This window comes from Actinomadura soli (assembly GCF_005889715.1).
Classification (GTDB): Bacteria; Actinomycetota; Actinomycetes; order Streptosporangiales; family Streptosporangiaceae; genus Spirillospora; species Spirillospora soli.
In genome coordinates this window covers 1-13,357 of record NZ_VCKW01000231.1, presented here as the reverse complement: position 1 = coordinate 13,357, position 13,357 = coordinate 1, and the positions used below count along the sequence as shown (strand labels likewise).

Here is a 13,357-nt window from a genome sequence, read left to right as displayed (position 1 = left end):
GAGCAGGGTTGGGCGGGAGTCGTTCCAGCGGGACGGGACGACCGAGGACGTGCGTTCCTTGCCCGTGGACGGGTCGATCGAACGTAGTTGCAGTGTGGTGATGCGCGAGGTGAGCGTGAGCACGTTCTTGCCGTCGAAGGTGATGGCCTCGATCGCGTTGCGGCTTTTCTCGCTGGTCCAGAGGTGGCGGCCGTCGGCGAGCCGGTAGCCGGCGAGGGCGTAGCCGCCGCGGTCGGCGCGGGTGACGGCCACGAGCGTGCCGCCCGCGATGGTGATCTTGCGGCTCGGGATGGCGGCCGAGGTCGTCTGGTTGGACGTCTCGATCATGCGGTCGGGGTCGTCGGTGGGGATGGTCGCGGTGACGCGGCCCTGGGCGTCCAGCGCCATCAGCGACTTCTTGCCCCGGGTGTCGGACTCCCGCACCGCGAGCACGAGCGGGGCGGCGCTGACGAGGTCGACGGTGGCGTTGCCGATCACCTGGAGGTCGGTCTTCCACAGCTCACGGCCGGTCGCCGGGTCGAATGCCCGGACGAGCTGGCTGAAACCGATCGTCCGGACGCCGGGGTCCGTTCGGGTGCACCGCTCCCCCAGCAGGATCTGGGCGGACGTCCCCGCCAGCCACCCGAAGGAACAGCCGGGGGACGTGCGGTCCGCCCGCCAGAGCGTCCTGCCGTCCCGGAGGCCGAAGCCCTCGACGGTGTCGCTCGTCCGGTAGGCCCCGGCGGTTCCGGCGATGGCGAGGGCGTCGGCCTCCTTTTCGAGCACCGGTTCGCCGGTGGGGAGGGTCCGGCTCCAGAGCTGTTTCCCGGTCGCGGTGTCGATCGCCTGGATCGAGCCGCACTGGCCCGAGCCGGGCTCGTGGGCGATCAGGCCGACGCCGCTCTCGGCCGTCCGGCTCATCGCGCAGAGGGTGTCCCGGCGGGGCAGCGTCGAGTTCCAGGACTGCCTGCCGGTTCTGGCCGCGTAGGCGGTCACCCCGTCGAACTTGGCCCGGACGACGACGTCGCCGGACGACCAGACGCCCTCGGTGTCGGTGTCGGAGCCCCGGTCGTGCGGCGCGGACCAGGTGAACTTCAGGGTCGGCCCGTGCAGGACGTCGAAGAACAGCCAGCCGGGGTAGAGGCAGACCACCGCCGCGACCAGACCGGCGATCCATGCCGACCGCCTCGCCTTGTACAGCGCGTAGCAGGCCAGCGGTATCAGGAGCATCAGCGGGAAGAACGACAGGGCGAAGATCAGGCCCCAGTGGTTGGGGCATGGACCGCGGCGCGTGCCGCACGAGCCGCCCGCCTCGGTGCCGAGCACGATGAAGTCCCTGACCAGCAGGGGCAGCAGGACGCCGCAGAGCGCCGCCGCGGCCAGCCCGATGGCCATCCATGTGATCCTGACCGGCCGCCCGGCCGTTTTCGCGCGCGTCATCCCCGCCGCCCCTCCCACCCGCCTGACCAGCGACGGGAGTATGGCATGCGGCCGCAAAGATCACGTTAATCCGGCCCAAATCGCTATCTGACCGCGATGGGTGGGCTCAGGGTGCGCCGGCCCCGGCCCCCGTGGCCTCCTTGACGGCCTTGGCCCGGCCGCTCGACCCGCGCAGCGGCAGCTCCTTCAGCGCGAGGATCGCCAGGAAGCCGATGATCGCGACCGGGATGCCGACCAGGAAGACGGTTTCGAGGGAGCTCGTGAACGCGTCCCGGACGATGTCCCTGACCGGAGCGGGCAGCTTCTGGATGTCGTCCGGCGAGCCGAGGTCGGCGCCGGGGGCGCGCTGGATGCCGGCCGCGTGGAACCCGGACGCGATCTCGCTCGCCACCCGGTTGGTGAGGATCGCGCCGAACGCGGCCACGCCCATCGCGCCGCCGAGGTTGCGGAAGAACGAGACGCCGGACGTCGTCGAGGCCAGGTCGGAGGGTGCGGCGGCGTTCTGCGCGGCGAGGATCAGGATCTGCAGGGTCAGGCCCATCCCGATGCCGAGGACGGCGAGGTCCGCGCCGATGAGCACCTCCGGCGAGTCGGTGTGCAGCCGCGAGAGGAGGAACATCGCGGCGGCGACGCAGAACATCCCGGCGACGGGGAAGATCTTGTAGCGTCCGGTCCGGGTCACGAACTGCCCGGAGGCGGTGGACGTGATCAGCATCCCGACGACCAGCGGCAGCGTCATCAGCCCGGACGCCGCCGGGCTCATCCCCTTGGCGATCTGCAGGTACTGCGGCATGTAGATCATCACGCCGAACATCGCCATGCCGACGCAGATCGAGCCGACCGAGGACAGCACGAACGTCCGGTTGCGGAACAGCCGGGGCGGCAGGATCGGGTCGCGGGCGGTGCGCTCGGCGACGACCGCGAGCAGGAGCAGGAGCACGGTGCCGCCCAGCAGGACGTACGTCCAGACGGAGTTCCAGGCGAACTGCTTGCCGCCCATGGACAGCAGCAGCATCAGCGTGGCGGCACCGCCGGTGACCGTGAACGCGCCGAACACGTCGATGCTGGTGTCGCGGTTCGTCTTCGGCAGCTTCAGCACCCGCTGGATGACGAAGAACGCGATCACCGCGAGCGGCACGCACACGTAGAAGCACCAGCGCCAGCCGAGCGCGTCGGCGTCCACGATGAACCCGCCGACCAGCGGGCCTGCGACGGTCGCGACACCGAACACCGCGCCCATGAACCCGGCGTAGCGGCCGCGCTGCCGCGGCTCGACCACGTCCCCCAGGATCACCTGGGCCAGCGCGGACAGCCCGCCCGCACCGAGGCCCTGGCCCGCGCGGGCGGCGATGAGCTGGCCGATGCCCTGCGACAGCCCGGCGCCGACCGAGGCGACGACGAAGAGCACCAGCGCGGTCTGGAACATCAGCTTGCGGCCCGCGATGTCCGACAGCTTGCCCCACAGCGGGGTCGACGCGGTCATGGTCAGCAGCGACGCGCTCGCCACCCAGGACAGCTGGTCCTGGCCGCCGAGGTCGCCGACGATCGTCGGCAGCGCGGTCGCGATGACCGAGTTGGAGATCATCGCGGTCAGCATCGCCAGCATGAGGCCGGAGAGGATCTCCAGGATCTGCCGGTGCGTGTACTGCGGTCGCGCTTGCCCTGACGCCGCCGGGCCGTGCGACGCCACGCTCGCTTGAGCCACTCCTGCCCCCATGCTGGACGTAGCCGATCAATTACCTGTGCTTTGCATGTATCTTATGTAGGCGCTTGTTTACTTGCAACCCGAAGGACACTGGACACCGACCGTGACCGGCCGGAAGGATGTGGTGATGCGGGTCAGGGACGAGGCCGAACGCGCGGCGTCCACCGGTGGCGCCGAAGGCGGTGACGCGGTGGCGCGGCGGCCGAAGCGCGACCGGGAGGCGACCCGGCGCCGCATCCTGGACGCCGCCCGCGACCTGTTCGGCGAGCACGGCTACGACGGCGTCACCGTCCGCATGATCGCGGCGCGGGCCGAGGCGAACATGGCCCTGGTCAACCGGTACTTCGGGTCCAAGGCGGCGCTGTTCGGCGAGGTCCTGGCCGGCGAGTCGGTGCTGCGCGAGGTCATCGCCGGGGAGCCCGCGGGCCTGCCCCGCCGCCTCGCCGAGCACTTCGTCCGGCAGATCGACAAGCGCGGGGGCACCCCGATGTCGCGGATGCTCGACCGGTCGGCCGGGCAGCCCGAGGTCAAGGAGATCCTGCTCCACCACCTGGAGGACGTGATCGTCGAGCCGCTGGTCGCGCAGCTTGACGGCCCGGACGCCCGCGCCCGCGCGCTCCTCGCGTCCACGATCATCATGGGCGGCGGTCCCGTCCGGCGCCTCCTCGGCCTCAACGACCTGAGCGCCGCCGACCCGGCCGAGCTCACCGACCGCCTCACCGCCATGTTCACCGCCGCCCTGGCCCCGCACACCCCCGCAGACTGACGCCGCGACCCTCGCCCCCCTCAAGCTGTCGCGGCGGGTCCCGCCCGCACGCTGACGCGGTCGGCGCGGTCGGCGCGGTCCGCACGTCGGACGAGGAGGGGCGGGCCGCCCGCGCATAGGGTGCTGACCATGAGGGTCGGGGGCGCGTTCCGCGCGCGGTGGGGCAGGACGGGACGTGCCGCACGCTGGGCCGCGGCCGGGACGGCGGTCGCGCTCGTCGGCGGAGGCGCCGCATGGGGCGTCGGCGTCACGGCGGACCGCGCGTCCCGCGTCGAGACCTCCGACCAGCGCATCGCGGTGGTCGACGGTCCGCGCGACGACCAGCGCGTCACGCTCGACACCACCTTCTACCGGCCGGCGGGACGCGCCGACGTGCCCGCGATCATGCTGGGCCACGGCTTCGGCGGGAGCAAGCGGGACATCGCGGACCAGGCACGCCGCCTCGCCCGCCACGGCTACGCGGTGCTGACCTGGTCCGCGCGCGGGTTCGGGGGCTCCACCGGCGAGATCGCGCTCAACTCCCCCGACTACGAGGTCAAGGACACCCGGCAGCTCATCGACTGGCTGGCGCGGCGGCCCGGCGTCCGGCTCGACGGGCCCGGCGACCCTCGCCTCGGCATGGCGGGCGGATCGTACGGCGGCGCGATCGCGCTCCTGACGGCCGCGCACGACCGGCGCGTCGACGCCATCGCGCCGATGATCACCTGGCACAGCCTCGCGGACGCGCTGTTCCCGGACGCCGCGGGCGCGGGCCCCTCGGACGGCGTCTTCAAGAAGCTGTGGGCGAGCCTGTTCTTCACCGGCAGCGCGGGCCGGACGGCGTGCGGACGCTTCCTGCCGTCCCTGTGCGAGATGTACCAGGAGGTGGCGGAGAAGGGCCGTGCCACCGGTTCGGCGGTCGAGACGCTGCGCCGGTCGAGCCCGTCCTCCGTCGCGGACCGGATCAGGGTGCCCACGCTGCTCGTCCAGGGACAGTCCGACTCGCTGTTCCCGCTCGACCACGCCGACGCCAACGCCCGCGCCATCGCCCGCAACGGCGCGCCCGTGTCGGTGGTCTGGTTCCAGGGCGGCCACGACGGCGGCGACCCCGAGACCGAGCGGATCGAGGGCCTGGTGCTCGACTTCTTCGACGCGCGGTTGAAGCGGCGGCCTGGTGCTTTCGACGGTGGTGAGTTCGCGGTGACGCGGGCGGGCGGGCTCGACTCGTCCACGCGGGAGGTCGTCGTGGAGGAGGCGACGGCGCGCACGTATCCGGGTCTTTCCCATGATCCCGTGCGCCTGCCGCTGGGCGGCGGCGAGCAGACGGTCTACAACCCGCCGGGCGGGTCGCCCGCGTCGATCTCCGCGATGCCGGGCCTGGGTTCGCTGGGCTCCGGCGCTCTCGGCGCGTTCGGCCCGGTGGGCGGCCCGTTGGCGGCCGAGCGGCCCGGGCAGTTCGCCGTGTTCGACACGCGTCCGCTGGAGCGGCCCGTCCGGCTGACGGGGGCCGCCAGCGTCCGGCTCCGGGTGGACGGGGACGGCCCGCTGTTCGCGAAGCTGTACGACGTCGCGCCCGGCAGCGGCGGTGCGGCGACGGGCGGGACGGCGACGCTGGCGCGGCGGCTGGCCGCACCGTTCCGGGTGTCGCGCGGACAGGACGTCACCGTCACGCTCCCGGCGATGGATCACCGCTTCGACCGCGGCCACCGGCTCCGGCTCGTCATCGCGACCACCGACCTGGGGTTCGCGACACCGGCGGAGCCCGCGTCCCACAAGGTGCGGGTGGTGTCGCCGCTGACGGTCCCGACCGTCCGCGCGTTGACGACCGCACCGACACCCGTCCCCGCGTGGGTCTGGGCTCTCCCGCTCGTGGCCGTCGCTCTCGCGCTGCTCATCGTCCTGTCCGGACGTCGTCGCCCCGCCCCCGCCCGGCCGCAGGACAGCGACGTCCCGCTGGAGATAACGGGGCTAACGAAGGCGTACAAGAACGGCCATCTGGCCGTCGCGGACCTGTCGTTCCGGGTGGAGAAGGGGCAGGTGCTAGGGCTGCTCGGCCCGAACGGCGCGGGAAAGACAACGACGCTGCGCATGTTGATGGGTCTCATCCATCCCGACTCTGGCGAGATCCGCATCTTCGGTCACCGTGTCTCTCCCGGTGCTGCCGTCCTGTCGAGGCTGGGTTCGTTCGTCGAGGGGCCTGGCTTCCTCCCACACCTCACCGGACGCGACAACCTCGACCTCTACTGGCGCGCCACCGGTCGTCCTCTGGACGAAGCCCACTTGGACGAGGCGCTGCAGATAGCCGACTTGGGTTCCGCGCTGGACCGTCCCGTCCGGACGTACTCGCAGGGCATGCGACAACGCCTCGCCATAGCGCAGGCCATGCTCGGCCTACCGGACCTCCTCGTCCTGGACGAGCCGACCAACGGCCTCGACCCGCCGCAGATCCGCGAGATGCGGCAGGTGCTCGTCCGGTACGCCGCGGCCGGACGGACGGTCATCGTGTCCAGCCACCTGCTCGCCGAGGTCGAGCAGACCTGCACGCACGCGGTCGTCATGGCGGGCGGCCGGCGCGTCGCCGCGGGACCTGTCGCGGAGATCACCGGCTCCGGCCGCCGCCTGGAGGACGCCTTCCTGGAGCTCATCGGAGAGACCTCGTGACCACGCCCGAGACCGCACCGGAGACCCCGCACGCGACCGCGCCAGGGCCCGCACACGCGAGCCCAGCCGAACCCGAGCCCGAACCCGCGCCCGTGGCCGCGTCCGAGGCCGCGCCGGAAGCCGCGCCCGTGACCGCTTCCGAGGCCGTTCCGTCGGTGACCGCGTATGACGTCCGGCGGACGCTTCCGCTGCGGGTGGAGGCGGTCCGCCAGTTCCGGCGCCGCCGCACGCTGGTCGCGTTCGGGATCCTGCTCGTCCTGCCGTGGGTGCTGGTCGTCGCGTTCAAGGCCGGCGGCGACCCCGGCACCGGCGGCGTGCCCGGCCTGGTCGACGTCGCCACGTCCAGCGCACTGAACTTCGCCCTGTTCGCGCTGTTCGTCTCGACCGGGTTCCTGCTGGTCGTCGCGGTGGCACTGTTCTGCGGCGACACGGTCGCGAGCGAAGCGGGCTGGTCGTCGCTGCGCTACCTCCTCGCCGCACCCGTGCCGCGCGGCCGGCTCCTGCGTCAGAAACTGATCGTCGCCCTGTCGTACGCGGTCGTCGCGGTCGTCAGCCTGCCGCTGATGTCGCTGCTCGCCGGGACGGTCGCGTTCGGCTGGGCCGACGTCGAGCTTCCGACCGGCGGCACCGTCCCGGTGAGCACCGCGCTCGGCCGGATGGCGATCATCGTCGGCTACGCGCTCGTCTCGCAGCTCGTCGTCGCGGCCCTGGCGTTCCTGCTCTCGGTCACCACCGACTCGCCGCTCGGCGCGGTCGGCGGCGCGGTCGGCCTCGTGATCGTCAGCAACATCCTGGACGCCGTCACCGCCCTCGGCTCCTGGCGCGACTTCCTCCCGACCCACTGGATGTACGCGTGGATGGACGCCCTCCAGCCCGAGATCACCTGGACGGGCATGGTCAAGGGCGCGGCCGTCTCGACCGCCTACGCCGCCGTCCTTTTCGCGCTCGCGTTCCGCCGCTTCCGCGGCCGCGACATCGTGTCCTGACCAGGCCATGAGGGCCGTCCGGACACACTCCGCGACGTCCACGTGCCTGAAAACCGGTCGAACGGGCAGAGGTTGTCTCATAAGCTCGGCGAACCTAGCGCAGGGTGAAGGCGTCCTACTTAGAGCAGCGCGACATCGGCTCGATCGCCGGGTTAGATCAGGCCCGGCGGGGGGAGATGATCAACATGGCACGGCAGCAGCTCATCAAACGCCCCAGGCCCCCACGTCAACCGAGCCAGCCCGACCTGCGGACCCCTTCGGGCCGCCTCCTGCCGTACTGACCGCTTTCTCCGCAGGGCCTTCCCGCACTCCGGGAAGGCCCTGCGGTGTTCCGGCCTCCGCGAAACTCACTCCGGACGGACGCCGCGCTGCGTCCAGGCCACCAGCCGGTCGAACGCGGTCAGGAAGTCAGGCAGCATCGGCCGGACGAGCCCCGGAAACGCGCCGCTCAGCCCATCGGTGTGAGTGCCGCCGGGCACGCGGTAGTACCGGTGCAGCTCTCCCCGCCCGGCCTTTCTGACCATCTCCGCGTACACGTCGCCGTACTTGCTGATCGGCACCAGGGCGTCGAGCGTGCCGTGGACGCTGATGAGCGGCCGATGAATCCGCCCCGTCAGCGACACCCGCCGAACCGCTTCCCGCACCTCGCGCGGACGGGAGCCGTATTCGTAGTCGGTGTCGCATCCCGCGCCCGTCCCCTCCGCGCAGAACGGCGTCCCCGCCTCCCGCGCGCCGTCATAGGACGGGTCGAGCTCCTCGCGGACGATCCGCTGCAAGAAATCCCACAGGTTCTTGTGGTGATAGCCCCAGAGCGGCTCCGAACCCGCCGGATATCCGGCGGCGAGCATCTCCTCATGCGCTCCGGGCTTGCCCGCCGCGTACCGCGGATAGGCGCGCAGCGCCGGGGGCAACGTCGTGAGCAGGCTCGGGCCTTTGGGCGCGAAGAACAGCGCGTTCCAGTCGACCCCGCCGCTGTAGAGCCAGGGGAATCGTTCGAGCTGCCCGCGGACGAGGTATCCACCGGCCGACAGCCCCGCCGCGTACGTGTACCGCGGCTCACGACCGTACTTCTGCGCCGCGACGCGCTTGGCCGCCTGCGTCAGCTGGGCCACCCGCAGATGCCATTCCTGGATGGCGTCGCCCGGCCTGCGCCCGTCGGTGTAGACGGTCGGCCCGGTGTTGCCCTTGTCCGTCGCCGCGAACGCATACCCCCTGGCCAGGACGTGGTCGCCGATGATGCGGTCGTTCGCGTACTGCTCCCGGACGGCGGGCGGGCCACTGACGACCAGCCCGCCGTTCCACCGCTCCGGCAGCCGGATGACGAACTGCGAATCCTGGTTCCATCCATGCGTGGGATTGGTCGTGGACGAGTCGGGGAAATGGCCGTCGATCTGGATTCCGGGAACGCCCGACGGATTGACCGTCCCGGGAGCCTCCAGCCCCGCCCAGTCGGCCGGATCGGTGAGCCCGCGCGGGACCGTCCCCGCCGTCGTGAGATCGGGCAGGCACACCGCGACGGACCGCACCGCCCCCGGAACCCGCAGTTTCCGTTCCCCGCACCCCGTATCCGCCGCCGCACCGGGTACGGCGCCGGGCGCGACGGCCATCGAAGCCAGCAGGACGGAAACGAGCACTGTGGCACGCACCATGTCGAACACCTTCCGTGAGGGACCTCACGCACCGTAATAAGCGTCGCCCTTCACGGATAAGTGCGAAACAGCCGGACCCGCTTGGTCCGAACGGCACATGACCTCTGGCCAGATTCCGTCCCGCCGGTGGCTGGGCCGTCCGCGCCCGCGTAATCTCCGTTCATGGCCTCGACGCGCCCAGTCCCCTGGGTGTCGCCCCTCCTCTGCCTCGCGGTACTGGCCGGAGGCGCGTACTACGCACTGGTGGACGCCGGCCCGTCCTTCCGGCTCACGGCCTTCGCCGCACTCCTGCTCCTCCTCATCGGAATCGACGCGGTTGAACGGCACATTCCGGCGGCCGTCCTCCTCCTCACCCGCACCGGCCTCTACGTCGCCGTCAACACGCTCGACGACTCCGGCATCGCGCGGGCCCTGTTCGTCCTCGTCCCGTTCACCGCGTACTTCACGTTCGGGCGCCGCACCGCGATCGTCCTCGGCACGGCGTGCGTCGCGGCGCTTCCGGTGCTGTTCACGCTCCGGGTCCCGGGGTGGCAGACCCGCGCGGAGCACGTCTCCGACGTCGTGATGTTCGCGCTCGGCATCGTCCTCGCGATCACGATGGCGGCCGTCGCCGTCCGCGAACGGGAGGCCCGCGTCCGGCTGGAAGGGATCATGCACGAGGTCGAGGCGCTGTCGGCGGCCCAGGAGCGCAACCGCCTCGCCCGCGAGATCCACGACAGCCTCGGCCACCATCTCACCGCGATCGCCGTCCAGTTGGAGAAGGCCGACGCGTTCGCCGATCTCGACCCGTCCGGCGCCCGGGAGGCCGTCGGCAACGCCCGCTGGTCGGCGGACAGAGCGCTGACCGAGGTCAGGCAGTCGGTCCGCACGCTTGGACAACGCCCGTTCCGCCTGACCGACGCCCTGACCGACCTCATCGACCACTTGGACGGCCTGACCATCAGCCTCGACGTGACCGGCGAAGAGGAAGGCCGCCCGTTGACGTCCCTCACCGCGCTCTACCGCGCCGCCCAGGAGGCCCTGACCAACGCCTGCCGCCACTCCGGCGCCACCAACGTCCGCCTGTCCCTGGCCTACCAGGACACGGGCGCGACCCTGACCATCGCAGACAACGGCCAAGGCTTCCCCTTGCACAAAGCCCCCGCAGGGATCGGCCTGCGCGGCATGCGCGACCGCATCGCGCTCCTCGACGGCAGCCTCGACCTGGCGAGCGGCCCCACCGGCACGACGATCTCGATCAGGGTGCCGTGGTGAACCCGGTCCGCGTCCTGGTCGTCGACGACCAGGAACTGGTCCGCGAGGGGATCGCGTCGCTCCTCGGCATCCAGCCCGGCATCGAGGTGATCGGCACCGCCGCCGACGGGGCCGCCGCCGTCGAGGCCGCCGCGTCCGCCGATGTCGTCCTGATGGACGTCCGCATGCCCGGCATGGACGGCGTCACCGCCACCACCGAGGTCCTCGCCCGCCACCCGTCCTGCAAGGTCGTGATGCTGACCACGTTCGACGACGACGAGTACGTCGTCCAGGCCATGCGCGCGGGGGCGGCGGGCTACCTCCTCAAGAACCTCCCGGCGGCCGAACTGGCCGCCGCCGTCCGGCTGGCCCGCTCCGGCGTCACCCAGCTCGACTCCACGATCACCCGCCGCCTGACCGCCGCCCTCCCCGACCCGGGCCTCCTCACCCCCCGCGAGACCGAGGTACTGCGCCTGATCGCCGACGGCGCCACCAACAAGGAGATCGCCGCACGCCTCTACCTCAGCGAGGGCACGGTCAAGAACCACATCTCCCGCATCCTGCAACGCCTCGGCCTCCGCGACCGCACCCAAGCCGCCCTCTACGCCCGCGACCAGAACCTCATCTAACCCAATTCACGCTCCAGAACGGCCGCGACCTCCCGATACCGGCTGACCGGCACCAGATGCACCCCGTCGAACGCCCCACTTTCCCGGACGGCCAGCACCTGCTCGCAAGCCGCCGCGACCCCCGCCGAACGATCCCGCTCAACAGCCTCGACGAGCTCCGCCGGAATGTCGATGTCCGGAATGGACGACGCCAAATTCCGGGCCATTCTCGCACTCGCCAAGACCATCACGCCGGCGTAGACGGGACCGTCCACCTCGACGCTCTCCCGCCACCGCAGCAAATTCTCCATCGAGTAACTGACCTGGACGAAGGTGAAGTCCGCGGTCTTCTTCCACGCCGGCACCCTGCGCAGGCCGGATGTCACCCCGACCTGGAACGGCCCGCAGCCTGCGAACGCCGAGGCCTCCCCGGCCGCCCGCGTCTCGTCCATCATCGCCCGGACGGTCAGCTCACTCGTGCGCCCGCCCGCCGAGGGCTTGTCCCCGTAAACGAACAGGAACCGCTCCACCCCATACGCCGCCGCCGTCAACAAATCGCGACGAAAGCCCAGCAGATTGCGGTCGCGCGAGTTCAAACAGGCGATCCCCCGCGCCCCCATGGCCTGAACCTCGTGAGCGACGGCCACACTCGACACGGTGGCCCGTCCAATATGGTTGTCCGGAATCAGAAACGAATCCGCGACAGGGCTCAGCACCCCGATCTGATGCCGCACCCGCGTCAAATCCGGCCGCGTAGGCGGCTCGACCTCACACACGACCTCAAACCCCATCCCCCGACCCTACCCACGCCCACTGACGGACGGGCTCCCATCACCGGGAAAGGCGCGAGAGAAACCGTTCCCGGTCGACGACGACACGCTCAATACGCCCGCTGCCCACCACCGTGCCGTGCTCATCGGTGGCCGTGCACCCGAAGACGAGCCGCGCCCCCTCGACCTCCAGCAGTTCGGCTTCGACCACCACCCGCATGCCCACAGGACTGGCCGCCCGATGCTCCAACTCCACACGCGTCCCGACCGAGGTCCGGCCTCCCTCCAGAGACCGCCGGACGGCCTCGACCGTCACCGCCTCCATGACCGCGAGCAGCCTCGGCGTCGCCAGCACAGGCACGTCGCCGCTGCCCACGGTGGACGCGGTGTCCTCGTCCCCGACCACAATGGACATCTCCGTCCGCAGTCCCGGCTCCACGCGTCACAACTCCCGCTCGAGACGCGGCCACGTCCCAGTACCGGCCGTCGGCACCGGACGCACCCCGTCGAATGTCATGCCCTGACCGTACCTTTACAACGAGCCTCTTCCCGATAGCGCGCAGGCTCCCCGACCGCGTCGCCCGCGAGGTTCAGCGCAGCTCTCAGCGGGGACCTCCCCCGGCATCCGACCACACCACCTCGCTTCCTTGGGAGTGACCATGTCCGACCCAGTGACCCGTCTGGACGAACGGTTCAGCGATCCCGGCGCCCAAGCCACGTCCTGGACGACCGCACGCGAAGCCCTGGAAAACGCACAACTGTTCTGGATCACCACCGTCCGCCCGGACGGACGTCCCCATGTCACGCCCCTGGTAGCCGTGTGGCTTGACGGCGCCCTGCACTTCTGCACCGGCCCGGGCGAGCAGAAGGCACGGAACCTCGCCGGGAATCCCCAGGTCGTCCTGACCACCGGCTGCAACCGATGGGACGAGGGACTCGACGTGATGGTCGAGGGCACGGCCCAGCGCGTCACCGACCGCGCCACCCTCGAACGTCTCGCCACCGCCTGGGCGGCCAAATGGGACGGCCAATGGCAGTACCAGGTCACCGAGACCGGCTTCTCCCACAACGGCGCAGACGACGTGCACGTCTTCTCGGTTCGACCGGCAAAGGCACTCGCCTTCGGCAAAGGCGACTTCACCCACACCACCCACGGATTCCCCGCCTGAACAGGGCGGGCACCATTCCTATCGCATAGTCTGTCGATCATGCGCATGCTGCACATCGGGCTGCGGGTCACCGATCTGGAACGCTCGCTCGCCTTCTACACAGCCTTGGGCTATGCCGAGCTCGGCCGTGTCCCCGAGACGGATTTCGGCAGCCTGACCATGCTCAAGCTGCCCGGCGATCCGTTCGTCAGCCTCGAACTCGTGCACGACCCCGCGCGACCGGTCAAGGACGGCGGCGCCGTCAACCACCTCGTCGTCCAGGTGGACGATCTCGATGCCACAATCGCCGAACTCGCAGCCAAGGGCGTCACCGCCGAGCCGCCGGCGGAGCTCGGTCCGGGATTCAGAACCTCCTGGCTGACCGATCCCGACGGCTACAGGATCGAACTCGTCCAGTGGCCCCCCGCCCACC

At 71.1% G+C, this 13,357-nt stretch carries 12 protein-coding genes; 7 read left to right on the top strand and 5 right to left on the bottom strand.

Annotated elements, in window-relative coordinates:
- Together ETD83_RS32175 and ETD83_RS32170 are read right to left on the bottom strand one after the other, a co-directional pair.
- Positions 1-1,374: outer membrane protein assembly factor BamB family protein (locus ETD83_RS32175; protein ID WP_171064554.1), on the bottom strand; the 1,374-nt coding region annotated here is incomplete at its 3' end.
- A gap of 151 nt (positions 1,375-1,525) precedes the next feature.
- Positions 1,526-3,136, bottom strand: a complete 1,611-nt coding sequence (locus ETD83_RS32170) for an MDR family MFS transporter (protein WP_138648972.1) — start codon at positions 3,134-3,136, stop codon at positions 1,526-1,528.
- A 115-nt stretch (positions 3,137-3,251) separates the two neighbouring features.
- Between ETD83_RS32170 and ETD83_RS32165 the strand changes: the two genes are divergently transcribed.
- The 3 genes from ETD83_RS32165 (at position 3,252) to ETD83_RS32155 (ending at position 7,516) form a co-directional block, all read left to right on the top strand.
- On the top strand, positions 3,252-3,890 hold the full coding sequence (locus ETD83_RS32165; protein WP_138648971.1) for a TetR/AcrR family transcriptional regulator: 639 nt from the start codon (positions 3,252-3,254) through the stop codon (positions 3,888-3,890).
- 129 nt (positions 3,891-4,019) lie between these two features.
- Positions 4,020-6,530 carry an alpha/beta fold hydrolase gene (locus ETD83_RS32160; protein WP_138648970.1) on the top strand — a complete coding sequence of 837 codons (2,511 nt, stop codon included), beginning with the start codon at positions 4,020-4,022 and terminating at the stop codon, positions 6,528-6,530.
- Positions 6,527-7,516 carry an ABC transporter permease gene (locus ETD83_RS32155; RefSeq protein WP_329603005.1) on the top strand — a complete coding sequence of 330 codons (990 nt, stop codon included), beginning with the start codon at positions 6,527-6,529 and terminating at the stop codon, positions 7,514-7,516. Before ETD83_RS32160 ends, ETD83_RS32155 begins: the two co-directional genes overlap by 4 nt.
- 347 nt (positions 7,517-7,863) lie before the next feature.
- Here the strand turns inward: ETD83_RS32155 and ETD83_RS32150 are convergent, their stop codons facing one another.
- A complete protein-coding gene (locus tag ETD83_RS32150) occupies positions 7,864-9,165 on the bottom strand; it encodes a tannase/feruloyl esterase family alpha/beta hydrolase (protein ID WP_138648969.1) in 1,302 nt (433 codons plus the stop codon).
- A gap of 162 nt (positions 9,166-9,327) precedes the next feature.
- Between ETD83_RS32150 and ETD83_RS32145 the strand changes: the two genes are divergently transcribed.
- Both ETD83_RS32145 and ETD83_RS32140 read left to right on the top strand, forming a co-directional pair.
- The gene (locus ETD83_RS32145; protein WP_138648968.1) at positions 9,328-10,419 is read left to right on the top strand and encodes a sensor histidine kinase; all 1,092 of its coding nucleotides are present in this window, start codon (positions 9,328-9,330) and stop codon (positions 10,417-10,419) included.
- Positions 10,416-11,027 carry a response regulator gene (locus ETD83_RS32140; RefSeq protein WP_138648967.1) on the top strand — a complete coding sequence of 204 codons (612 nt, stop codon included), beginning with the start codon at positions 10,416-10,418 and terminating at the stop codon, positions 11,025-11,027. The genes ETD83_RS32145 and ETD83_RS32140 overlap by 4 nt, the downstream gene beginning before the upstream one ends.
- Here the strand turns inward: ETD83_RS32140 and ETD83_RS32135 are convergent.
- Complete coding sequence (locus ETD83_RS32135; protein ID WP_138648966.1) at positions 11,024-11,797, bottom strand: methylenetetrahydrofolate reductase; 774 nt, start codon at positions 11,795-11,797, stop codon at positions 11,024-11,026. The two genes, ETD83_RS32140 and ETD83_RS32135, sit on opposite strands and share 4 nt — an antisense overlap.
- A 40-nt stretch (positions 11,798-11,837) precedes the next feature.
- Positions 11,838-12,191 (bottom strand): thioesterase family protein, encoded by a 354-nt coding sequence (locus ETD83_RS32130; protein ID WP_138648965.1) that lies wholly within the window; start codon positions 12,189-12,191, stop codon positions 11,838-11,840.
- A 244-nt stretch (positions 12,192-12,435) separates the two neighbouring features.
- Between ETD83_RS32130 and ETD83_RS32125 the strand changes: the two genes are divergently transcribed.
- Positions 12,436-12,945 (top strand): pyridoxamine 5'-phosphate oxidase family protein, encoded by a 510-nt coding sequence (locus ETD83_RS32125; protein WP_138648964.1) that lies wholly within the window; start codon positions 12,436-12,438, stop codon positions 12,943-12,945.
- Positions 12,946-12,984: 39 nt separating this feature from the next.
- Positions 12,985-13,357: VOC family protein (locus ETD83_RS32120; RefSeq protein WP_138648963.1), on the top strand; the 373-nt coding region annotated here is incomplete at its 3' end.